The sequence below is a fragment of the Streptomyces sp. NPDC048338 genome (assembly GCF_043201055.1).
Classification (GTDB): domain Bacteria; phylum Actinomycetota; class Actinomycetes; order Streptomycetales; family Streptomycetaceae; genus Streptomyces.
The window spans coordinates 36991-58211 of record NZ_JBICYQ010000022.1 but is presented as its reverse complement, the minus strand read 5'-3'; the positions used below and the strand labels follow the sequence as shown (position 1 = coordinate 58211).

The 21221-nt window shown below is 73.7% G+C and carries 20 protein-coding genes; 11 read left to right on the top strand and 9 right to left on the bottom strand.

Annotated features, from left to right (window positions below):
• Window positions 1–111 precede the first annotated feature (111 nt).
• Window positions 112–1824 (bottom strand): FAD-dependent oxidoreductase, encoded by a 1713-nt coding sequence (locus ACGFZF_RS36290; protein ID WP_393561411.1) that lies wholly within the window; start codon window positions 1822–1824, stop codon window positions 112–114.
• A gap of 45 nt (window positions 1825–1869) precedes the next feature.
• The gene (locus tag ACGFZF_RS36285; protein ID WP_393561409.1) at window positions 1870–2820 is read right to left on the bottom strand and encodes a diiron oxygenase; all 951 of its coding nucleotides are present in this window, start codon (window positions 2818–2820) and stop codon (window positions 1870–1872) included.
• Window positions 2821–3187: 367 nt separating this feature from the next.
• Here ACGFZF_RS36285 and ACGFZF_RS36280 point away from each other — a divergent pair, with 367 nt between their 5' ends.
• Window positions 3188–3505 (top strand): cupin, encoded by a 318-nt coding sequence (locus ACGFZF_RS36280; protein WP_393561407.1) that lies wholly within the window; start codon window positions 3188–3190, stop codon window positions 3503–3505.
• Between the two features lie 85 nt (window positions 3506–3590).
• Here ACGFZF_RS36280 and ACGFZF_RS36275 read toward each other — a convergent pair whose 3' ends face one another.
• A complete protein-coding gene (locus ACGFZF_RS36275; RefSeq protein WP_393561405.1) occupies window positions 3591–4103 on the bottom strand; it encodes a tetratricopeptide repeat protein in 513 nt (170 codons plus the stop codon).
• Window positions 4104–4269: 166 nt separating this feature from the next.
• Between ACGFZF_RS36275 and ACGFZF_RS36270 the strand changes: the two genes are divergently transcribed.
• Together ACGFZF_RS36270 and ACGFZF_RS36265 are read left to right on the top strand one after the other, a co-directional pair.
• Window positions 4270–5886, top strand: coding sequence for a PHB depolymerase family esterase (locus ACGFZF_RS36270; RefSeq protein ID WP_393561403.1), 1617 nt, complete (start codon window positions 4270–4272; stop codon window positions 5884–5886).
• A gap of 166 nt (window positions 5887–6052) precedes the next feature.
• Window positions 6053–7339, top strand: a complete 1287-nt coding sequence (locus ACGFZF_RS36265; RefSeq protein WP_393561401.1) for an alpha/beta hydrolase — start codon at window positions 6053–6055, stop codon at window positions 7337–7339.
• A 57-nt stretch (window positions 7340–7396) separates the two neighbouring features.
• On the opposite strand, the gene helR is transcribed toward ACGFZF_RS36265, so the two are convergent.
• Both helR and ACGFZF_RS36255 read right to left on the bottom strand, forming a co-directional pair.
• Window positions 7397–9550: an RNA polymerase recycling motor ATPase HelR gene (gene helR, locus ACGFZF_RS36260; protein ID WP_393561399.1), complete on the bottom strand. Its 2154-nt coding sequence runs from the start codon at window positions 9548–9550 to the stop codon at window positions 7397–7399.
• Between the two features lie 494 nt (window positions 9551–10044).
• Entirely contained in the window at window positions 10045–11247 is a 1203-nt protein-coding gene (locus ACGFZF_RS36255) for an MFS transporter (RefSeq protein ID WP_393561397.1), read from the bottom strand.
• Window positions 11248–11302: 55 nt separating this feature from the next.
• Between ACGFZF_RS36255 and ACGFZF_RS36250 the strand changes: the two genes are divergently transcribed.
• Window positions 11303–12088, top strand: coding sequence for a DeoR/GlpR family DNA-binding transcription regulator (locus ACGFZF_RS36250; RefSeq protein WP_393561395.1), 786 nt, complete (start codon window positions 11303–11305; stop codon window positions 12086–12088).
• 24 nt (window positions 12089–12112) lie between these two features.
• Here the strand turns inward: ACGFZF_RS36250 and ACGFZF_RS36245 are convergent, their stop codons facing one another.
• The 4 genes from ACGFZF_RS36245 to ACGFZF_RS36230 all read right to left on the bottom strand — a co-directional run bounded on the left by ACGFZF_RS36245 (window position 12113) and on the right by ACGFZF_RS36230 (window position 15166).
• A complete protein-coding gene (locus ACGFZF_RS36245) occupies window positions 12113–12430 on the bottom strand; it encodes a CU044_2847 family protein (protein WP_393561393.1) in 318 nt (105 codons plus the stop codon).
• A gap of 98 nt (window positions 12431–12528) precedes the next feature.
• Window positions 12529–13875, bottom strand: coding sequence for an Ig-like domain-containing protein (locus tag ACGFZF_RS36240; RefSeq protein WP_393561391.1), 1347 nt, complete (start codon window positions 13873–13875; stop codon window positions 12529–12531).
• Between the two features lie 135 nt (window positions 13876–14010).
• Window positions 14011–14574: an MBL fold metallo-hydrolase gene (locus tag ACGFZF_RS36235; protein WP_393561389.1), complete on the bottom strand. Its 564-nt coding sequence runs from the start codon at window positions 14572–14574 to the stop codon at window positions 14011–14013.
• A 106-nt stretch (window positions 14575–14680) separates the two neighbouring features.
• Window positions 14681–15166 (bottom strand): SRPBCC domain-containing protein, encoded by a 486-nt coding sequence (locus tag ACGFZF_RS36230; RefSeq protein WP_393561387.1) that lies wholly within the window; start codon window positions 15164–15166, stop codon window positions 14681–14683.
• 298 nt (window positions 15167–15464) lie between these two features.
• On the opposite strand from ACGFZF_RS36230, the gene ACGFZF_RS36225 reads away from it, so the two are divergent.
• The 7 genes from ACGFZF_RS36225 to ACGFZF_RS36195 all read left to right on the top strand — a co-directional run bounded on the left by ACGFZF_RS36225 (window position 15465) and on the right by ACGFZF_RS36195 (window position 20884).
• On the top strand, window positions 15465–16037 hold the full coding sequence (locus ACGFZF_RS36225; RefSeq protein WP_393561385.1) for a PadR family transcriptional regulator: 573 nt from the start codon (window positions 15465–15467) through the stop codon (window positions 16035–16037).
• 67 nt (window positions 16038–16104) lie between these two features.
• Window positions 16105–17097 (top strand): LysR family transcriptional regulator, encoded by a 993-nt coding sequence (locus ACGFZF_RS36220; RefSeq protein WP_393561383.1) that lies wholly within the window; start codon window positions 16105–16107, stop codon window positions 17095–17097.
• Between the two features lie 103 nt (window positions 17098–17200).
• Window positions 17201–17656: a peroxiredoxin gene (locus ACGFZF_RS36215; RefSeq protein WP_356605129.1), complete on the top strand. Its 456-nt coding sequence runs from the start codon at window positions 17201–17203 to the stop codon at window positions 17654–17656.
• Between the two features lie 117 nt (window positions 17657–17773).
• Entirely contained in the window at window positions 17774–18169 is a 396-nt protein-coding gene (locus tag ACGFZF_RS36210) for an SHOCT domain-containing protein (protein WP_356605131.1), read from the top strand.
• A gap of 134 nt (window positions 18170–18303) precedes the next feature.
• Window positions 18304–19116, top strand: a complete 813-nt coding sequence (locus ACGFZF_RS36205; RefSeq protein WP_393561380.1) for a hypothetical protein — start codon at window positions 18304–18306, stop codon at window positions 19114–19116.
• 36 nt (window positions 19117–19152) lie between these two features.
• Complete coding sequence (locus tag ACGFZF_RS36200) at window positions 19153–19596, top strand: RrF2 family transcriptional regulator (protein WP_393561378.1); 444 nt, start codon at window positions 19153–19155, stop codon at window positions 19594–19596.
• Window positions 19597–19684: 88 nt separating this feature from the next.
• Window positions 19685–20884 (top strand): globin domain-containing protein, encoded by a 1200-nt coding sequence (locus tag ACGFZF_RS36195; protein ID WP_393561376.1) that lies wholly within the window; start codon window positions 19685–19687, stop codon window positions 20882–20884.
• Window positions 20885–21221 lie beyond the last annotated feature (337 nt).

Sequence of the window (21221 nt, the reverse complement as noted above, 5' to 3'; positions counted from 1 at the left end):
GCGCCTTCCGCACGCACCGGTCTCGGGGGAACGGGGGCGGCGCGCCGCCCCTGCACGGGCGGGCCCCTCCCCGGCGTGTCGGAGAGGGGCCGTGCGGTGCCGCGCGGTCGGTCAGCGCTTCCGGCGGCCGCCCTTCGCCGCCGCCACCAGCTCCGCGACGGTGCCGAGTTTGACCCGCGGGCGCCCGGCGTCGCGCCCCAGGGACCGTTCGGCCCGGTCGATGGCGGCGAGCCCGCGGGCGTCGACGAGGTGGCTGCTGCGGCTGCGGGCCAGCCGGTGGAACGCCTTCGCGGTGTGGGCGGCCGAGGGCGCGGCCAGGGCTCCGTCGACGGCGTCGGCGAGCAGGCTGCCGACGGTCTCGGCGGCGCAGGTGCGGTTGGCTCCGATGCCGCCGGACGGGCCGCGCTTGATCCAGCCGACGACATAGGTTCCCGGCCGCCCCGTCACCCGGCCGGCCTCGTGCGGGACGGTGCCGGTCGCCTCGTCGAAGGGCAGCCCGGGGACGGGGGCGCCGCGGTAGCCGATCGCCCGCAGGAGCAGGCCGGCCGGCAGGTCCTGCGGACCCCGGCCGCCGGTGACGCGGACGGACCGCAGGGGGAGGTCGCCACGGCCCGGTGCGACGGCGTGGCCGTTCGCCTCCCCGCTCGCCTCGGCGGGCGGCTCCCCGACGAGCTCGACGGGTGCGGAGTGGAAGCGCAGGACGATGCGCCGCCGGGCCGGATCCGGGTCCGTCGACCAGTCGACCGTCTCGCGGGGTACGCCCGTGAGGAGAGCGGCCCGGTCCCGGGGGGCCGCGGCGTCGATCGCCTCGCCGACCCGCGGATCGTGGTCGTCGACGACCAGGTCCACTCCGGGCAGGTGGCGCAGCGCGAGCAGTTCGGACGTGGTGTACGCGGCGTCCTCCGGGCCGCGCCGGCCGAGCAGCACCACCTCGCGCACCCGGGCGGCGCTCAGTGCGGCGAGGGCGTGCCCGGCGATGTCGGAGGTGGCGAGGGCGGCCGGATCGGAGACCAGGATGCGGGCGACGTCGAGCGCGACGTTGCCGTTGCCGACCACGACCACGCGCGGGCCGGTCGGCGTGACGGCGTCGGGCGCGACCTCCGGGTGGGCGTTGTACCAGGCGACGAACGTGGTCGCCGCGACGCTGCCCGGCAGGTCCTCGCCGGGGACGTCGAGCCGGCGGTCCGTGGAGGCGCCGACGGCGTAGACGACCGCGTCGTGGTGGGCGGCGAGCTCCTCGGCGGTGACGTCCCTGCCGACCTCGACGCCCAGGTGCATGCGCACCCGGGGGTGCTCGTGGAAGCGGGCGAAGGTCTCGCCGACCTTCTTGGTCGCGGGGTGGTCCGGCGCCACTCCGTAGCGGACCAGGCCGCCGGCCACGGGCAGCCGGTCGACGAGGGTCACCTCGGCGTTGGTGTGGAGCAGCAGGTCCTCGGCCGCGTACATGCCGGCCGGGCCGGTCCCGACGACGGCGACCCGGATGGGCGCGAAGTCGGAGGGGATGCTCCGGGCGAAGTCGGGGCGGCCCCAGGGGTGGAAGTTGGGCCCGGGGGGCGCCGGTTCGGGCTCCTGGTCCGCGAAGTAGGCCGCGTTGAGGGCGAGGTGGTGTCGCTGCGCCTTCGGCAGGCTGTCCGCGGGGAGGATCGCGTCGACGGGGCAGGCGTCGGCGCAGGCGCCGCAGTCGATGCAGGTCTTCGGGTCGACGTGCAGCATCTCGGTGCTGCCGAAGGCCCGTTCCTCGGGGGTCGGGTGGATGCAGTTGACGGGGCAGACGGCGACGCAGGTGGCGTCGCTGCAGCAGGTCTGGGTGATGACGTAGGTCATGTCGTCGGCTCGGGTCGCTCGCTCGGGGACGGGGACGGGGACGGCTCAGATCAGGTGGGCGCGCTTGTAGAGGGCCAGCGCGGGTTTGGTGAGGAGGCCGGCCGAGGCCAGGAACTCCATGAGACCGGAGCAGCTGGAGCGCATCAGGGAGTGGTGGTGTTCGTTGGCCCGGGCCTCGGCGAGGGCGCGCCGCGTGTCCAGCCCGGCGTTCGCGTAGACGTCGCGGTTCACCATGCTGGTGACGATGAAGTAGGAGGCGACGGCGATCACGAAGGCGTGGATCCGGCGGCGGAGGGGCCCGGCTCGCCGCAGTCGCTTGCGGGTCTCGTCGCGCGCGAACTTCATGTGCCGCGATTCCTCGACGACATGGATGTTGTTGATGGTGCGGACGAACGGTACGACGCGCTCGTCCCGCATCCAGTCCCGCTGCATGACGTCGAGGACCTCCTCGGCGACCAGGATCGCCGCGTAGGCGGCCTCGCCGAAGGCGAGCGTCTTGAAGGCCCGGCCGAGTTCGACGACGGGGCGGCGGGGCCGGTAGGCCGGGGCGCCCAGCTTGGCCGCGCCGCGGGCGAACATGATGGAGTGGCGGCACTCGTCGGCGATCTCGGTGAGCGCCCACTGGAACTCCGGACCTGTCGGGTCCTTGGCGTAGATGTCGCGCAGCACCATCTGCTGCAGGATCATCTCGAACCAGATGCCGGTGCTGGCGACCGAGGCGGCCTCCTGCCGGGTCAGCTCCTTGCGCTGCGGCTCCGTGAGTTCGTTCCAGTAGGCGGTGCCGTACAGGGTGCTCCACTCGGGGCTGGCGCCGTGGAATTCCTTGTCGAGCGGGGTGTCCCAGTCCACCTCGGTGGCGGGGTCGTACGACAGCTTCGCGGCGGAGTCGAGCAGTCGCCGGGCGACCTCCTGCTCGTCGAGGCGGTCACGGTCGTCGCCCCGGGCGGGGCCCTGTTCCTGATCCCGGCTCTCCGGCCGAACGGTGCTGCTTGCCATCCTGCGGCTCCTTGAATCGAGTGATCGACCCGTCGGCTTATTAGACGTAACGTCTAGCAAGCTGTTAGACGGAACGTATAACAAGAGCACGGGGTGGGCCTACCCCCCGGTAAGAAATCCGTACCGTCCCTTCACGGCCGACCGCCCGGAAGCCGGCTCGGCCCCCGGCGGTACGGCCGCGGCCGGCCGGCATCGGCACGGTCGGCGGTGAACTCCCGTCGAGGCAGGGCGGGGGAGGGCGTGCACCCCTGGGCGAACGGGCGGCGCCCGGCCGTCGCGGCGCACGCGGGCCGGGGTCTCGACTTGCGTCCCGCCGGACTCGCGCAAGGCTGGGACGGACAGCCCGCGCAGCCCGCAGGGAGAAACGATGCAGGATCTCGCAGCCCTCGCCGACGAACACCTGGCCAAGGCGCGCGCCGACGCGCACGGCCGGAGCGCCCACGTGGTCATCCACGACGGGGTGCTCCGGCAGAGCGTCATCGCGCTGGTGTCCGGTACGGCTCTGGACGAGCACAACGCGCCGCCCGCCGCGAGTCTCCAGGTCCTGCGGGGCCGGGTGGCCCTCACGGCGGGAGGGCGGTCGCAGGAGCTGTCGGCGGGTGAGCTGCACATGATCCCGAAGGAACGGCACGGGCTCGCCGCGCTGGAGGACGCGGTCGTGCTGCTCACCGCCGTCAACGACTGAACGCACCCCGCCGCGGGAGCCCGGCGGTCACGGCCGCGCCCGGCCAGGGCGGGCAGGGGTCACGGCGAGCGGGGCGGACGGACCGTCACACGGTCTCGTGCAGGTCCTCGGCGTAGTGCTCGACGGCCTGCCGGTAACGGCGCACCGACGGGTCCTCGCTGGTGGCGGCGAGCAGGCGCAGCAGGAGCCGCGTCGACTCGTGGTGCTCGCCGGTGTTGAACAGGGCCATGGCGAGGAAGGTGCGCAGCGCCCCGTCGTCGGGGAACTCCTCGGCGCCGCGACGCAGGGTGGCCACGGCCTCCTCGTAGCGGCCGAGCACCCGGTAGGTGCTGCCGAGTCCGAGGAACGCGCCCCGCCGGTCCTCCCCGGTGAGCGCTGCGGCGGCGCCGAGCGCCGTCTCGTAGAAGGGGACGGCTTCGGCCTCCAGGCCGAGGACGTCGTGCGCCCAGGCGGTCTGGTAGGCCACCTCGGCGTCGTCCGGATGGAGTGCGGCGAGGGCGAGGAGACGTTCCCGCGCCTCCTCGCGGGCGCCCTTCTCCCGCAGTGCGACCGCCTCGGCCAGCTGCTCGTCCCGCGCGCCGCTCACGTGTTCGCTCATGCCGCCATCCTCGCAGGTCGCCGCGGGAAGCGTGCGGGAGCGATCCAGATGACGGACCGCCATACCGCGCCCCCGGTTTTGTGGAGCCCCGGCCCATAGGAGCCGCGGCCCGGCCGCCCCTAGCCTCCCGGCCATCACCCATGACCGAGCCCGCCCGGGAGTACCCATGCGACCACCCCACACCGCCCGTCCGCGCAGGCTGGCAGCGCTGCTGCTGTCCGTGGCCGCGGTCCTCTTCCCCCTCGCGGCGCCCGGCGGCGCGACACCCGCGGCCGCGGCAGCCCCGGCGCCGGTGCCCGGGACACTCCAGCCCTACGACGTCGGCGCGGTCTACAGCTCGGGGGTCTCCTCGGGCGGCTACATGGCCACGCAGCTGCACGTGGCGTACTCCGGCACCTTCGGCGGATCGGCGGCCTTCGCCTCCGGCCCGTACGACTGCGCCCAGAACCTGCTCGCCACCGCGCTCAACGCCTGCATGAACACGACCCAGGACCTGCAGCTCGCGCAGCTGGAGCAGACCACCCGGAACTGGTCGGCGCAGGGACTCGTCGACCCGGTGTCCCAGCTGGCCGGCGACCCGGTCTACGTGTTCAGCGGTTCGGGCGACACGACCGTGAAGCGGCCGGTGGCCGACGCGCTGGCCGACTACTACGGGCGGTTCGGCGCCCGCGTCCAGTACAACCGGAGCACCGCGGCCGGGCACGCGTGGATCAGTCCGCTGGGCCCCAACTCCTGTACGGTCACGCAGACTCCGTGGATCAACAACTGCGGTTTCGACGCCGAGCGCGACCTGCTCGGCCACCTGCTGGGCACGGTCGCGGCCCCGAGCGCCTCGCCGACGGGGTCGCTGATCCGGTTCGACCAGAACGTCTACGCCCCCGGCGGCGCGGCGGCGCCCCTGTCGCTGGACGAGAACGGCTTCGTGTACGTCCCCGCCTCCTGCTCGGGCGGGGCGACCTGCACGCTGATGGTGGCGCTGCACGGCTGCAAGCAGGGCCACGGGTACCAGGGATTCGGGACCCAGTTCATCGACAAGGCGTATCTGAACGAGTACGCCGACACCAACCGGATGATCGTGCTGTACCCGCAGGCGGCCGCGACGGCCACGCTGGACAACCCCAACGGCTGCTGGAACTGGTGGGGTTACCTCGGCGACTCGGCCTACGCCCGGCACGGCGGCAAGCAGATCGAGGCGATCATGGGCATGGTCCGGGCGCTGCGCGGCGGCGGCACTCCCCCGCCGGCCGGTGACCGGGTGACGATCGCCGGCACGGACGCGCAGGACGGGTACGTCAAGGCGGCGGCCGACGGTTCGGGGGCGACGGTCGGGACGCTGGAGGACACGTACGGGCTCGCGCTGGGACGGGGCACCGACGGCAAGGTGAACCGGACGCTGCTGTCCTTCGACACGTCGACGATCCCCGCGGGGAAGGAGATCACCCGGGCCTACCTGACGGTGAACCGCAGCAGCGGTTCGGGCGACCCGTGGTCCTCGCCCGCGGGGAACCGGCTGCTGGTGGACGTCCGGACGGGCTGCTTCGGCGCCTGCGCGGTCGAGGCCGCGGACTGGGGCGCCACCGCCACGGTGGCGGGCGGGGCTTCGGTCGCCGCGTTCTCCTCGGGCGGCGCGGTCTCGACGGACCTCTCGGCAGCGGCGCTCGCGGCGTTCGACCGCGGTGGGACCACCCAGTTCCGGCTCCGGTTCGAGGCGGCTCCCACGTCGACCGCGTATCTCTTCGTCAACAAGGACACGCCGGTGACGCTGACGGTCGAGTACCGGTAGCCGCGCTCCCGCCGGCGGTGCCGGCCGGCCGCGGGCCGGGCACCGCGGGGTGGCGTCCCGCTCCCCGCCCGGGGGGAATCCCCGCTTCCGGGGTGAGGCCGGGGCCACCCGGAGGCGGGGGGCCGTCGGATGTCCCGGGGAGCGTCCGCTCCGTAGCGTCGTCGCCATGACCGAGACCTTCACATCCGATTCGCCCCGGGGCGGGGCCCGTAGCCGGCGCGTCCGCCGTCTCGCGGCGGCCTCGGCGGCCCTCGCCCTCGCCGTACTCGCCGCGGCTCCGGCCGTCGCGGCACCGGCCGGAACGGCCGCCGCCGCCATCGCCGTTCAGCACCGGCAGGAAGCGGGGCGCGGCGCCCTCCTCGCCGTCACTCCGGTGTCCGACCTCGGCCGGGCCGAGGTCTCCGCGTTCCTGGGCGCCGGCGGCATCGACACCGGGACCGTGCGCCACGGGGTGCGCGGCTACCGGCTGACCTACCGGACCGTCACCCCGCAGGGGGCTCCGACCGTCGCCACCGGCCTGCTGGTGCTCCCCCGGGGCGGGGAACGGCGGCTCGACCTGGTGTCCGAAACGCACGGCACCATGGTCCACCGGGACTACGCCCCGTCCGTCACCGAGGACTTCGGGCTGTACGCCCCCTACCTCCACGCCTCCGCCGGGCGGGCCGTCGCCGCCCCCGACTACCTCGGGCTGGGCCGGGGCCCCGGGCTCCACCCGTACATGGACACCCGGTCCTCCGTCTCCGCCTCCCTCGACATGCTGCGGGCCGCGCGGACCGCCGCCGGCCGCCTGGGCAGGCCGCTCACCGGCGACGTGTACGGCACCGGGTTCTCCCAGGGCGGGCAGGTGGCCATGGCGCTCGGCCGCGAGCTGGCGCGGGGCGCGGACCGGCGCTTCCGGCTGCGCGGTCTCGCGCCGGTCGCGGGGCCGTACGACCTCCGGGGCGCGGAGGTCCCCGGTCTGCTCGACGGGCGCGTCAACGACATCAGCGGTGTCTTCTACATGGCGTACTTCCTCACCGCGCAGAACAGACTGCACCCGTTGTACGAGGACCCCGCGGAGGTGTTCCGCCGACCGTACGCCGACCGGGTGGAGGGGCTGTTCGACACCCGCCACACCGAGGAGGAGGTGGTCGTCCGGCTGCCCGGCTCGGTGCGGGAGCTGCTGACCGACGCGTTCCTGGAACGGCTGCGGCATCCGGACGGCGCGCTGGCGGTGGCACTCGGGGCCCAGGACGGCACCTGTGACTGGAAGCCGGCGGTCCCCGTCCGGCTGCACACCGCGGCCGGGGACACGGACGTGCCGATCGCCAACTCCGCGCACTGCGCCGCCGATCTGGCCCGCCACGGGGTGACGGCACCGGTGGTCGACCACGGGAAGGCGGACCACAACGGCTCCTTCAAGCTGGCCGGACCGCAGATCGTGCGCTGGTTCGACACGCTCGCCCGTGCCTGACGGCAGTGCGGCGGCCCCGCCCGGATCCCGGGCGGGGCCGCTCGGCTCCGCCGCCGCTCAGGGCCGGTGGCTCGTGAGGACGACGAGTCGCTGCGTCGCCCGGGTCATCGCGACGTAGCGGTCGACGGCTCCCGCCACGCCCGTGCCGAAGTCCTCCGGGTCGACGAGGACGACCAGGTCGAACTCGAGCCCCTTCGACAGCTCCGGCGTCAGCGAGCGGACGCGGGGCGTGTCCCGGAAGGTCGGGTCGCCGATGACGCAGGCGACCCCCTCGGCGTGTCCGGCGAGCCACGACTCGATGATCCCGTCCCGCTCCGTCACGGATGCGCGGACGACGGGGATGCCGCTGCTGCGCACCGAGGTGGGCACGTTGGCGTCCGGGAGCGCGGCCCGAATGACCGGCTCCGCCTCGGCCATGACCTCCTCCGGGGTCCGGTAGTTGATGCTCAGGGACGTCACGTCGATCCGGTCGAGCCCGATCCGCTCCAGCCGTTCGCGCCACGACTCCGTGAACCCGTGCCTGGCCTGGGCGCGGTCCCCGACGATGGTGAAGCTCCGGGAGGGGCAGCGCAGGAGCAGCATCTGCCATTCCGCGTCGGTCAGTTCCTGCGCCTCGTCCACCACGATGTGGGCGAAGGGGCCGGCGAGGGGGTCCGCCCCGGAGCCGGGCAGCGCGCTCTCGTCGACCAGGCTGTCCTGGAGGTCCCGTCCGCGCAGCATCGTCACCGCCCCCTCACCGTCGGCGTCGGCCGCGATGATGTTGTCGATGACACCGGCCATGCGCTCGCGTTCGGCGGCGGCGGAGGCCTCCTGCCGGCGCCTGCGACGGGACGCCTCCGGGTCGCCGAGCCGCAGCCTGGCCGCGTCCAGGAGCGGCAGGTCGGACGTCGTCCACGCCTGGGCGTCGGCGCGCTTCAGCCGCCGGACCTCGTCGGGACCGAGCCAGGGGGCGCACATCCTCAGGTAGGCGGGCACCGACCAGAGGTCCCCGACGAGGTCGGTCGCCTCGAGGAGGGGCCATGCCCGATGGAAGGTGTCGACGAGTTCCCGGTCGCCGAGCAGGGCCCGGCGGAAGCGGTCGACGGGGACGTCGCCGTCGTGCTTGTCCAGCAGGATCGTGACCAGCTCGTCCCAGACGTGGTCCCGTGCCTCGTTGTGCGCCGTGCCCGGTCCGGGCGCGGCGAACGCCTCGGCCCAGTCGTCGGCGGTGAGCCGGACCTCGGCCCACGGGGTGCTGACCGTCATCGCCTCGGCCGGCGGTTCCTCGTAGAAGGCGACGGCCTTCTCGATGGCCTTCACCATGGCCGCCGACGACTTCAGCCGGGCGACGTCCGGGTCGGTCTCGTCCGGGGCCGCGGCGCCCTCGGGGACGAGATCGCGCAGGGTGCAGGTCCGCACGCCCTCCTCGCCGAGGCTGGGCAGGACATCGGCGACGTAGGCCAGGTAGGGCTGGTGCGGACCGACGAAGAGGACGCCGCCCCGCCGCTGCCCGAGCCGGGGGTCGGAGTAGAGGAGGTAGGCGGAGCGGTGCAGGGCGACGACCGTCTTGCCCGTGCCCGGGCCGCCGTCGACGACGAGGGCGCCGCGGGAGCCGGCCCGGACGATGGCGTCCTGGTCGGCCTGGAGGGTGGCGAGCACGTCGCGCATCCGCTCCGTCCGGTTGGCTCCCAGGCCGGCGATGAAGGCGGACTGGTCGTCGAGGGCCGCGTGCCGTTCGAGCCCGTCGGCGGTGAACACCTCGTCCCAGTAGTCGCCGATCCGGCCGCGGGTCCAGCGGTACCTGCGACGGCTCGTCAGGCCCATGGGCCGGGCGTGGGTGGCCGCGAAGAACGGCTCGGCCGCCGGGGAACGCCAGTCGACCAGCAGGCGGCGGCCCGTGCTGTCGGTGAGGCCGAGCCGTCCGATGTACAGCGGTTCGGCGTCGTCCGCGCCGACGACGTGACCGAGGCACAGGTCCATGCCGAAGCGGCGCAGGGCGCGCAGCCGGCCGGTCAGCCGGTGGATCTCGGCGTCGCGGTCCATGGCCTCCCGGCCGACGCCGCCGGGGGCCCGGCGGGTGGCGTCGAGGCGTTCGGACAGTTCGGCGATCGTCTGCTCCAGGCTCTCCGCGATGGCCGCGAAGTGCCGCTCGTCGCCGGCGATGAGCGCCGGGTCGGCCTTGGCGGAGAGGCGCTCGGGCAGCTCGAACGGACTGGTGGTCAGAGAGTTCATGTCATCGGCTCCGTTCCGTGTTCACGCCCGCGCGGGCGTGCGGGCAGGCCCGCCTCCCGGCACCGTGTGCCCGCGACCGCTGAGCGGTTCGCAGCGCCCGCTCGCCGTCACCGCACGCCCCCTGGACCGACAACAACACACGCACTGAGTGAGTCTCCTCTTTCGGTGGTTTCCGGCTTCGGCCGATGATTCTGCGTCACCACCGGGGCCTTGCCGCAAGGCCCCCCGTGCGCTATATGTTGAGAGTGGAAAGGAGTGGGTACTCCTCCTTGTCCCCCTCACCCCTCCCTTCGCGTCCCGGCCGTCGTCCGCCTGGGCTCGCTCCCGGGCCGCGCAGTCGGTACGGCCCCGATGCCGCGTGCGACGCGACCCGTTCGGAGCACGCGGACACGGACCGTTCTCCGCGTACGGCGACACCGCGACGTCCCTGCGCGGAGCCGACCCGCCGGCCGGGGCCGCCCGCGCGGGCGGCCCCGGCCGGCGGCGCCCCGGGCTCAGACGGTCTCGGTCCGCGGTCGGACGCCGCGACGCGTGGGCTCCGGTCCCGGGTCGCGCAGGATGCCGGCCGCGCAGGCGGCGACGACGCAGAAGGCCACGGGCAGCAGGAAGGTCAGGTTGAGCGGCACGAGGTGGGTCAGGGGCCCGATGACGGCGGGTCCGGCGAGCATGCCGAGGTAGCCGAGTCCCGCGACCCGCGAGACGTTGACCCCGGCGGCGTCGCTGTCGGCGTGGCCCGCGGCGCTGAAGAGCTGGGGGATGCAGCCGGAGAGGCCGGCGCCGAACACGGCCCAGCCGGCGAGCGCGAGCGGGATCCAGGGGGAGAGCGCGGCCGCGGTCAGGCCGAGCGCGGCGACCGCGGAGCCGTGGCGCAGGATCGCCACCGGACCGAACCGGCCGGTGAGGCGGTCGGCGAGCAGGCGTCCGACGGTCATGGCCGTGGAGAAGGCCCCGTAGGCGAGCGCGGCGGTGGCGGCCGGCGCGTCCAGGACGTCGCGCAGGTGGAGCACGCTCCAGTCGTTGGCGACGCCTTCGCAGAGCATCAGCATGAGGGCGAGGGCCGCCAGGATCCAGATCCGTCGGGGGGTACGGCGCCCGGCGGGTGCCCCGGTCCCGGCGTCCGCCGCGGTGGCGGCGCGGGCGGCGGCGGGCAGCAGGGCGCGGGCGGTGACACCGGCGACGACGAGGCCCAGGACGGCCGCCGCGGCGAGGGTCGCCGCCGGAGGGATGCCTTGGTCGAGCGTGCGGGCGCCGATCAGGGCCGCGAGGACGCCGCCGAGGGAGAAGGTGGCGTGGAAGGCCGACATGACGGGGCGTCCGTAGCCGCTCTCCACCTGGACGGCGTGGGCGTTCATGCTCACGTCGAGGCAGCCGTTGCCGAAGCCGAGGAGCAGCAGGGCGGCGCCGAGCGTCCAGGTGTCGACGGCGATTCCGGGGAGCACGACGGCGGCGCTGCACAGCGCCGCGCCGAGGGGGACGACGGTGCGGGCGCCGAGGCGGTCGGTGAGCGGTCCGGCGAGCTGCATGCCGGCGAAGGCTCCGAGGCCGAGGAGCAGCAGAAGCCATCCGAGGACGGCGTGGCCGATCCCCACCGCGTGCGCGACGGCCGGGATGTGCACGACCCACATGCCCAGGAGGAAGCCGTTCAGGGCGAAGTAGACGAAGGTGGCGACGCGGGCGTTCCGCAGGGTTCTCTCCATGCCGGCCAACTTATCGAACAATTCTGATGTTCGTAACCTTGCGTTTCGAACAGAAATGATGTTCACTCGTGGAGTGGCGAGTGCAACGAACACCGAACGACTCCGTCGGATCACGGACGCCGTGCGCGAGGCGGGCCGGATCGGCGTGGCCGAGCTGGCGGCGCTGACCGGCGCGTCCGAGATGACCATCCGTCGCGATCTGGAGCTGCTGGCCGACCAGGGGGTCCTGGAGCGGTACCGCGGCGGGGCGCGCAGCCTCCTGCTGCGTGGCGAGGAGCCGCCCTTCGCGCTGCGGTCGGGCGAGGGACGGGACGTCAAGCGACGGATCGCGGCCGAGGTGGCCGGGCTGATCGCAGACGGCGAGTCCGTCGTCCTGGACAGCGGCACGACCTGCGTCGAGGTGGCCCACGCCCTGGAGCAGCGACGGCTGACCGTGATGCCGCTGTCCCTGCACGCGGTCAACGCCCTGAGCGGCGGGCCGCGGCTGACGCTTCTGGTGCCCGGCGGCCGGCCCCGGCCCGGCGAGCTGGCGCTCACCGGGCCGCTGACGCTGGCGTCGCTGTCCGCCCTGCGGTTCGACACGGCCGTCGTCGGCTGCTGCGGGCTGAACGCCGAGCACGGACTGACCGCGTACGACCTGGACGACGCGGCGGTCAAGCGGGCGGCGATCGCCTCGGCCCGCCGGGTCGTCGCCGTGACGGAGGGGGCCAAGCTCACGCGGACCGCCCTGGCCTTCGTGGCGCCCGCCTCGGCGCTGCACGCCGTGGTCACGGACGACTCCGCCCCGCGCGAGCCGACCGAGGCGCTGGCCGCGGCCGGCGTGACGGTCCGCAGGGTCTGACCGCGCCGGGCCGGCACCGGCCCGTCAGTGCGCGGATCGGTCCCATTCGAGTGTGACCCGCAGGTTCGCCGTCGCGCTGCCCTTGACGATGAGCGCAGTCAACTTGCCCGACTCGAGGCCCAGCTGACAGCCGAACTCCACGGTCGCCCGGTCCGGCGCCGCGCGGTGGAGGGCCTCGCCGATCTGCCCGGCGAAGGACGACAGGGCGTGGGTGACCTCGGAGAGGTCCGGGGTGAGCGCCCGCGGACCTTCCAGTCCCTCCTCGGCGAGGTCGGGCCCGAGGCGCTCCGTTTCCACGAAGAGGACGGCCTCACCGAGGTCGACCTTGGTGACGTCCGGCATGGCGGTCCTTCCCGAGGAGCGGGTGTCGAACAGAGCGTCAGTATCGCCGCGGGGTGCGGCGCGAGCACGGGGAGCGGTCATTCGGCCCAGCCTCCGGCTCAGAGGGCGGGGTTCAGGGAGCCGGCGGTGCGGGGGTGCGTCGCCGGGCGCGGGCCGAGCGCGCTGCCGTGCCGCCAGTCGTTCCAGCTCAGGTTCCAGTCGCCGAAACCGTTGTCGAAGGGACTCATCGGCTCGCCGTATCCGTTGACCACCTGGACGAGGTCGCCCTCGCGGACGGTGCGGAAGAGCCAGGCGGCGTCCTCGGTGCTCATGCCGGTGCAGCCGTGGCTGACGTTCTCGGTGCCCTGGGCGTCCGTCGACCAGGGAGCGGCGTGCAGGTACTCGCCGCTCCAGGTGACCCGGGTCGCCCAGCGGACCTTGAGGTCGTAGAAGTCCTTGCTGCCGCGGGCGATTCCGATGGTGTCCCCGCGCATCCGGACCGTCGGCTCCTTGCCGAGCACGACCTTGATGCCGCCGCGGGTGCGGTAGCCGGCCTTGCCCGTGGTCACGGGGATGGTGCGCAGGATCTCGCCGTTGCGGCGGACGGTCATCCGCAGGGCGGCGACGTCGGTGACGGCCTCGACGCGATCCCCGGTGGTGAGGGTGATCGGGTTCGAAGGGCCTCCGTACAGGCCGTCGGTGACGCGGAGGCCGTCGAGGCCGCTGCGGACGCGGACCGTGGCGTGCGCGGGCCAGTAGCCGCGGGGCCGGTAGTGGAGGGTGGTGGGGCCCACCCAGTACCAGGAGCCTTCGACGTGCGGCTCGGAGCGTACGTCCAGGGCGCGTTCGACGATGCGGCGGGCCTCGGGGCGGTCGGAGGGAACCGGCAGGTTCAGCTCGGCGGTGAGGGGCTGCCCCACGCCGTAGGTACCGCCGGCGTCCGGCCCGAACGTCGCCACCAGCCGCTCCCCCGCCGGGGCCCGGTGGGTGCGGAACTCGAGGCGCGCCGCCTGCCGTCGCCGCCGGTCCGGTCCGAGGCCCTCGACGGCGAGGCGGGCGGTGAACCGGCCGCCGGCGGGGAGCGCGTTCTCGCTGGTCCAGCGGGTGCGGTCCTCGGCCGAGTGTCCGGCGACCTGCCGCCCCCGTTCGTCGACGACCGTGACGTCGGTCATCCGGCCGGGGGTCCCGAGCGCGATCTCGACCGGTCCGGTGGCGGTCTCCTCGAAGGTGAGGGGGCTGACCGCCGTGACGGCGCCGGCGGGCAGCAGCACGGTGTACCGGGGAGCTCCGCACAGGCCGCCGGCGGGCCCGCAGGGGTCCACCCGGAGGATCGACGGGCGGTCGGGCGCCGCGGCCGGCCGGAGCGCGCGGCCCTCCGCCGGGAACTGTGCCGCGGTGGCGACGAGGACGACGCCGACCGTGACGGAGAGCGCACCCCGCCTCGTGGTGTTCCTTCGTGACGGCACGTCGGACGCCCTTCCTTCCCCGCGTTACCGGTCGACCGCAGCATCAAAACGGATGACAGAACGAAAAGATGATCAACCGACGGGCGTGGCGCGAGGGAGGGCTCGGAGACGACTCGAAAGCACCAATCCGGTGCCTCAGGCGGGCGTGCCGGGGGTGGGCGCGAAGGCGGCGCCGTGGCCGGGGACGACGAGGGCCGGGGCGAGGTCGAGGATCGCGCGGCGGGAGGCGTGGAGGGCGTCGGGGTCGGTGGCGTACGGGTCCTCGGCCGGACCGTCGGCGGACCACCACAGGTGGGTGAGGACGACCAGCCCGTCCGCGGTGTCGGCGAGGGTGCTGATGTCTTCCGCCGTGTGGCCCGGAGTGGCCGCGAGCCTGATCGACGGTGAGAGCCGGAAGCCGTCGGCCGGGCGGTCGGTCCACAGGTCGTCCTGGTAGACGGCCCAGTGGTCGTGGTACCGGGCCGCCGGGAAGAGGGCGGCGTTGAGGGTGTGGTCGGGGTGATGGTGGCTGAAGACCACGTCCGTGACCTGCTCGGGAGCGATACCGGCGTCCGCGAGCGGCCCCAGGATGAGGGTGCGGTCGGCGACCATGCCGGGATCGACGACGACCACGACGTCGCCCTCGCGCAGGAGGCTGACGGTGGACGCGGTGCGGGGGCCGACATAACCGGCGGTCAGGACGGTCAAGGTGGCGGTCATGGGCGCACGCTAGCGCGGCCCGGCCGGGCAGTTGAGCGATTTTCAGCCACCTGCCCTCGCGAATTCTCGCCAATGATCACACGGGCGCCGAGGCGCCGCGGGCTTCTCAGCGCGGCGGCTCGGGCAGCTCCTCCCCCGTCTCCAGGAGGGACTTGAGACTGGAGAGCAGCGAGGGCCAGCCCTCGGCGATCATGCCGCGCATCATCCCGTCGGGTTCCAGGTCGTCGTGGGTGACGACGAGCTTGACGATGTCCCCCGCCGGCTCGATCGCGAACGTCACCTTGGAACGGCGTTCCTTCGACAGCCTCGCGTAGGTCTCGTCGTCCACTCCGACCGCCTCGGCCCACTCGGGCGTGAAGGAGTGCCAGGTGTACGAGAGCAGGCGGCCCGGCCGGGCCGCGAGGACCACCTGGTCCGGGTCGACGGTCTGACGGCCGTCCTGGTCCCAGACCATCCGCGAGCCGGCCGTCCATGTGGTCTCGAAGGCGACGCCCCAGTAGCGGCGCGTGAAGGCGGCGTCGGTCAGGGCCTGCCACAGCTCGTCCGGGGTGGTGCGGATGTACGTGGTGTAGACGAACGCGTTGCTGTCCATCGGGGCCGCTCCCATGCTGACTCTCGCGCATCCCCCGCCTCACCGCGCAGTCTTCCGACTACCTCCACGGTAGGCAGCCGGGTGCCCGACCGCCACGCAGACGCCTGGGCCCCGGCCCGCCACCGGCCCGTGCGGCCGGACCCGGGCGGCGGACGGCGCGGTACCGCCCGGCCGGAGGCGCGTACGATCTCCGCAGCCGATCGGGCGAGTTCGCCCGTTCCGCCCCACATGCCCCGCACGAGGCCATCCGTTGAATAGGTGCGGAAGAAACTATTCAACGAACTGCTAGCGTGTCCGGATGTCCCTCAAGCACGCCGTCCTCGCCGCTCTTCTGGAGGGCGAGGCATCCGGATACGACCTGGCCAAGATCTTCGACGTGTCCGTGGCCAACTTCTGGGCGGCCACGCCGCAGCAGCTCTACCGGGAGCTGGACCGGCTCTCCGAGGCGGGCCTGATCGCCGCCCGGGTGGTCCAGCAGGAACGGCGTCCCAACAAGCGGATGTTCACGCTCACCGAGGCGGGCCGTGAGGACCTGGTCGCCTACACGACCAATCCGCCGCGCCCCACCGCCATCCGGGACGAGCTGATGGTGCAGGTGCAGGCCTGCGACGAGGGCGACACCGAGGCGGTCCGCGGCTTCGTCCGCGAGCGGATGGAGTGGTCGCGGGGGAAGCTGGCGCGCTACGACCGGCTGCGCGACTGGCTGCTCGACGGCCGGGACGAGGTGACGTACCTGCGGGAGGCCGAGCGGATCGGCCCCTACCTCACCCTCATGCGCGGCCGGTCCCTGGAGGAGGAGAACCTGCGCTGGGGCGAGCAGGTGCTGACGATCCTCGAACAGCGGCTGAGCTCCGCGAAGCAGACGCACTGAGGCACCGCGCGTGCCGGCGGATACGGGGCGGGACCCTGTCCCCCCTCGTCCGCCTATGCTTCTCACCGTGACCGATAGGAAGGCCGATGGCGCGGACGAGGGCGCCGGGGCGGCCGGCTTCGAGGACGACCGCAGCGGGAGGTCGGCGGCCTCGCCGCGGGGGCCGCTCGACCTGTCCCTGCTGCGCACCTTCCTCGCCGTGCACCGCACCGGGTCCTTCACCGCCGCCGCCCGGCTGCTGACGCTGTCCCAGCCGACCGTCACCACCCAGATCCGCGCCCTGGAGCGCCGGCTCGACCGCGAGCTGTTCGAGCGGCAGCCGCGCGGGGTGGCCCCGACGCCCTACGCCGACGAACTGGCCGCCCGCGTGGCGGCCCCGCTCGACGCTCTGGCGGCGGTCGCCGACCACGGCCCGCAGGCGCACCCCGCGCCGCAGCCGGTCCATCTGGCGGGTCCGGCCGAGTTCCTGTGCGAGGCCGCGCTGCCCGCGCTGGCGCCCCTGGTCGAGGAGGGGGTCCGGCTCCGGGTGACCACGGGGCTCACGGAGGAGCTCCTCGACGGACTGCGCGCGGGTCACCACGACCTGGTGGTCTCCACCGTCCGGCCCCGCGGGCGCACGCTGACCGCCGTTCCGCTGGTGGACGAGGAGTTCGTCCTCGTCGCCGCCCCGGAACGGGCGCTGCGGATCGACCGGGAGGCGCTCGCGACCGACGGGCCGGCCGCGCTGCACGGCGTGCCGATGGTGACGTACGCGGAGGACCTGCCGATCGCCCGCCGGTACTGGCGGCATGTCTTCGGCCGACGGCTGACGGGCGAGGCGGCCGTCACCATGCCGGACCTGCGGGGCGTCCTGGCCACGATCACGGCCGGAGCCGGCTTCGGCGTACTGCCGCGCTACCTGTGCCGGGCGGAGTTCGAGGCGGGCCGGCTGGTGGCCCTGCTCGACCCCGAGGACCCGCCGATCAACACGGCCTACCTGGTCCGGCGGCCGGGCACCCCCGACAACCCGCACGTGGCGCTGGTCCGCGACCGGTTGCTCGCCGCCGCCCCCCGTTGGTGACGCACCTACCCTGCGGTAACGTCGCCTGGTCGGCGGCCGGTGGGGCCGTCGGCACTGTGGCGGATTCGCGCAGACGCAGTCGAGCGGACAAGGGGCGGGCCGGATGAAGATCGGTGACATCGTCGAGGACTTCACTCTTCCGGATGAAACGGGGACCTCCCGGTCGCTGACCGGGCTGCTCGAGGAGGGGCCGGTCGTGCTCTTCTTCTACCCGGCCGCCATGACCCCCGGCTGCACGGCCGAGGCCTGCCACTTCCGCGACCTCGCGGGCGAGTTCCGGGCCGCCGGGGCACGACCGGTCGGCATCAGCTCCGACGAGGTCGAGCGGCAGCAGGAATTCGCCGACCGGCACTCGCTCGGCTACCCCCTGCTGTCCGACCCGAAGGGCGAGATAAGGGACCGGTTCGGGGTGACGCGCGGCTTCTCGCTCGCGCCGACGAAGCGCGTGACCTTCGTGATCGACCAGGACCGCCGGGTCCTGGAGGTCGTCCGCAGCGAGCTGCGGATGAGCGCCCACGCCGACCGTGCGCTGGCCGCGCTGCGCACCCGCACCGCCTGACCCCTCCGTTCCGCGCGAGCAGCCGATCGCTTTCGACATGCGGGCGATCGGCTGTTCGGTGACACTCACTCCTATAGCGGCGCCGTAAGCGCCCCGCTGTGGGAACGGAGTACAGGAATGGACGACTATCCCCTGCTCAACGTCTTCTGGACGATGCTCTGGTTCTTCATCTGGATCATGTGGCTCTTCCTGCTGTTCAAGGTGATCACCGACATCTTCCGGGACCACGAACTGAACGGTTGGGCCAAGGCCGGCTGGCTGGTCCTGTGCATCCTGGTCCCCTACCTCGGCGTGCTGATCTACGTGATCGCCCGGGGCAAGAGCATGACCCAACGCGATCTGAAGCAGGCCAAGGAGAGCGAGGCCGCGTTCCAGTCGTACATCCGCAAGACGGCCGGTTCGGGTGACGGGAAGAGTCACGCCGACGAACTGGCCAGACTCGCCGAACTGAAGAGTTCCGGCGCCATCACGGAGGAGGAGTTCCAGAAGGCGAAGGCCAAGGTCCTGTCCTGACCGGGACCGGAGGATCGGCCTCCGACGCCGCCTCCCGTTCGCTCCTCGCGAGAGCGCGCGAGGAACCCGGCCGGCTGCCCGAGCTGCTGGCCGGGTTCGCGTTGCGCCTGCACGGCGCCCGTGCCGGCCGGAGCGTGGCACGGCTGCGCGACGCACACCCCGACGCGGGACCGGAGGAACTCCAGACGCTCGTGACGACCCGGGGGCGCCACCGGGTCGTCACCGAAGGAGCCTTCGTGGGCGGCCCGTTCATGGTCCTCGTGCCGTTCGCCTTCTGTGCGGCGCTGCTGGCCCAGGCGCGCACGATCCTGGAACTGGCCGGTCTCGACGGCCGGGACACCACCGACCCGGCCCGCGCGGCCGAACTGCTGGTGCTGCAAGGGGTGTACGCCGACGTCGGTGCGGCCGCGAAGGGCCTGGAGTCCGGCCCGGAGCCGCCGCCCGCACCCCGGGGCCGACTGTCGTCCCTCTGGGTGCTGGTCCTGCGGATGGCGCGGCTGCTCGGCCTGGTGACGCCCGACGAGGCTCCCCGGCGACTCGTCCGGATCGGGCAGTGGACACTGCTGGCGGTCGTGTTCCTGACCGGCCTGGTCGCGCCGCTGGTCTGGCTCCCGTACATGGCGTTCAACTACCAGCGGGCGACGCGCCGGCTGAACCACCGGGCGGCCGTCTTCTACTTCGGCGGGCCGGTCCCCGCGGCCCGGCGGCCGGGGCGCCTCGACCCGGGCACGGCGCTCGCCGCACTGCGCGGCGCAGGGTCGCTGCTCGTGGTGGTCGTGGCGGTGACGCTGGTCCTGCTCACGGACCTCGACATCGCGGGCAGCCGGTGGCCGGTGCTGACCGCCGTGCTCGTCACGGGCTCGTTCCTCATGGGCGGGCTGTGGCTGTGGCGACGCCGCCGGCGCGAGGACTCGGCCGACGAGCTGGACCGAGAAGACCCCCCTTAATCAGTACGCCAGATACCTATTTGATAGCGTCAGCATGTGCGGTTGACGAAATTCACCGACCTGGCGCTGCGTGCCGTGATGCGTCTGGCGGTCTCCGAGCAGGACGACTCGGCCACCACGCGCGAGGTGGCCGAGGAGATGGCCGTGCCCTACGCCCACATGGCGAAGGTGGTCACCCGGCTGCAGCACCTCGGCGTCGTCGAGGCGCGGCGCGGCCGGGGCGGCGGCCTGACCCTCACCGGGACCGGGCGGCAGGCCTCCGTCGGATGGCTGGTCCGGACCCTGGAGGGCGAGGAGGAGGTCGTCGCCTGCGAGGGCGACCCGCCGTGCCCCCTGCGGACGGCCTGCCGGCTGCGCGGCGCGCTGCGTGAGGCGCAGGAGGCGTTCTACCGCACCCTCGACCCGCTGACCGTGGCGGATCTCGTGGAATCCCCGACCGGCCCCGTCCTCGTCTCGCTCTCCGGGCGACGCCCGGACTGACCCACACCCCGGCGCTCGACGCGCCGACCACCCTCCGCTCTTTCTGTCGCCTTTAAATACGCAGATCATCTACCACATTGGAGTCTCGATGCTGTCCCAGCAGGCCACCCCGGTCGTACGCGCCACCCTCCCCGTCGTGGGGGCCGCCCTCGACGAGATCACCGAGCGGTTCTACGCGGGCCTGTTCGACGCCCACCCCGAGCTGCTCCGGGACCTCTTCAACCGCGGCAACCAGGCGAGCGGCGACCAGCGGCGGGCCCTGGCAGGATCCATAGCCGCCTTCGCCGGCGCCCTCCTCGCGCACCCCGACGCCCGGCCGGACGCCATGCTCGCCCGGATCGCGCACAAGCACGCCTCCCTCGGCGTCACGTCGGCGCAGTACAAGGTCGTCCACGAGCACCTGTTCGCCGCGATCGTCGACGTCCTCGGCGAGGCCGTCACACCCGAAGTCGCCCAGGCGTGGGACGAGGTCTACTGGCTGATGGCCAACGCCCTCATCGCCCTGGAGGCGCGGCTCTACGCCGACAAGGGGGTCGCCGAGGGCGGGGTGTGGCAGACGATGGAGATCGCCGAGCGCCGCGAGGAGACGGCCGACACGGTCTCCTTCGTGCTGCGGCACGCGGACGGGCGGCCGACGGAGGCGTTCCGGCCGGGTCAGTACGTGAGCGTGCAGGTCGGGCTCCCCGACGGAGCCCGGCAGATCCGGCAGTACAGCCTCTCGTCCGCGCCCGGCCGGCCCCAGTGGCGGATCACCGTGAAGCGCGTCGACGGCGACCCGGCGGGCGAGGTGTCGACCTGGCTGCACGCCCACGGCCGGGTCGGTGACACGGTCGAGGTCTCCGCCCCGTTCGGCGACCTCGTCCTGCCCGAGGGCGACGGGCCCCTCCTGCTGGCCTCCGCGGGGATCGGGAGCACCCCGATGCTGGCCATGCTCGACCACCTCGCCGCGACCGGGTCGACCCGCGCGGTCACGGTCGTCCACGCCGACCGCTCCCCCGCCGGCCACGCGCACCGCGAGGAGCTGCGCCGCCTGGTCGACGCCCTCCCGCAGGGCGCCCTGCACCTCTGGTACGAGGACGGCGGGGCCGCGGACGAGGCGGCGGGGGCGCGCACCGGCCGCGCGGACGTCTCGGTCCTGGACCTGCCCGCCGACGTGTCGGTGTACCTCTGCGGCCCGCTGCCCTTCATGCGTGCGGTGCGGGGCGACCTGCTGGCCCGCGGGGTGGCCGCTTCGGCCGTCCACTACGAGGTCTTCGGCCCCGACCTGTGGCTCGGCGCCGACGCCTGAGCCGGGACGGCGCGCACGCCGGACCAGGGGCCGCCCGGCCGCGCGATCAGCCGGGCGGCCCCGCCGGCTCCCCGTGCCCGGCGGGCGCGGGAGCCGTCACCGCTGGGGACGGCAGGGGCGGGAGAGGGCGCCAGGCCGTGGAGCAGGGGCGGGTACAGGGGGAGCGCGTGGACCGCGGTCCGGATACGACAGAGCCCCGGTCGGACGGGGGATTCCAACCGGGGCCGATTGCCGTGACGGGCGAAGGGGGGTCACCACAAGGGGGGGACCTGGGGACCGGACCCCTTCGCGGTCACATATGGGTGAACGATGAACGTCCGGCGGTTGTTCCAGGGCG

Excerpts from the sequence above, each read along its gene's own strand:
- ACGFZF_RS36275 (WP_393561405.1), bottom strand. The coding sequence starts at position 4,103 with ATGAGCGAACACGTGAGCGGCGCGCGGGACGAGCAGCTGGCCGAGGCG.
- ACGFZF_RS36195 (WP_393561376.1), top strand. The coding sequence starts at position 19,685 with ATGCTGTCCCAGCAGGCCACCCCGGTCGTACGCGCCACCCTCCCCGTC.
- ACGFZF_RS36265 (WP_393561401.1), top strand. The coding sequence starts at position 6,053 with ATGACCGAGACCTTCACATCCGATTCGCCCCGGGGCGGGGCCCGTAGC.
- ACGFZF_RS36215 (WP_356605129.1), top strand. The coding sequence starts at position 17,201 with ATGAAGATCGGTGACATCGTCGAGGACTTCACTCTTCCGGATGAAACG.
- ACGFZF_RS36245 (WP_393561393.1), bottom strand. The coding sequence starts at position 12,430 with ATGCCGGACGTCACCAAGGTCGACCTCGGTGAGGCCGTCCTCTTCGTG.
- ACGFZF_RS36210 (WP_356605131.1), top strand. The coding sequence starts at position 17,774 with ATGGACGACTATCCCCTGCTCAACGTCTTCTGGACGATGCTCTGGTTC.
- ACGFZF_RS36230 (WP_393561387.1), bottom strand. The coding sequence starts at position 15,166 with ATGGACAGCAACGCGTTCGTCTACACCACGTACATCCGCACCACCCCG.
- ACGFZF_RS36280 (WP_393561407.1), top strand. The coding sequence starts at position 3,188 with ATGCAGGATCTCGCAGCCCTCGCCGACGAACACCTGGCCAAGGCGCGC.
- ACGFZF_RS36285 (WP_393561409.1), bottom strand. The coding sequence starts at position 2,820 with ATGGCAAGCAGCACCGTTCGGCCGGAGAGCCGGGATCAGGAACAGGGC.
- ACGFZF_RS36235 (WP_393561389.1), bottom strand. The coding sequence starts at position 14,574 with ATGACCGCCACCTTGACCGTCCTGACCGCCGGTTATGTCGGCCCCCGC.
- ACGFZF_RS36225 (WP_393561385.1), top strand. The coding sequence starts at position 15,465 with ATGTCCCTCAAGCACGCCGTCCTCGCCGCTCTTCTGGAGGGCGAGGCA.
- ACGFZF_RS36270 (WP_393561403.1), top strand. The coding sequence starts at position 4,270 with ATGCGACCACCCCACACCGCCCGTCCGCGCAGGCTGGCAGCGCTGCTG.
- ACGFZF_RS36250 (WP_393561395.1), top strand. The coding sequence starts at position 11,303 with ATGATGTTCACTCGTGGAGTGGCGAGTGCAACGAACACCGAACGACTC.
- ACGFZF_RS36290 (WP_393561411.1), bottom strand. The coding sequence starts at position 1,824 with ATGACCTACGTCATCACCCAGACCTGCTGCAGCGACGCCACCTGCGTC.
- helR (WP_393561399.1), bottom strand. The coding sequence starts at position 9,550 with ATGAACTCTCTGACCACCAGTCCGTTCGAGCTGCCCGAGCGCCTCTCC.
- ACGFZF_RS36255 (WP_393561397.1), bottom strand. The coding sequence starts at position 11,247 with ATGGAGAGAACCCTGCGGAACGCCCGCGTCGCCACCTTCGTCTACTTC.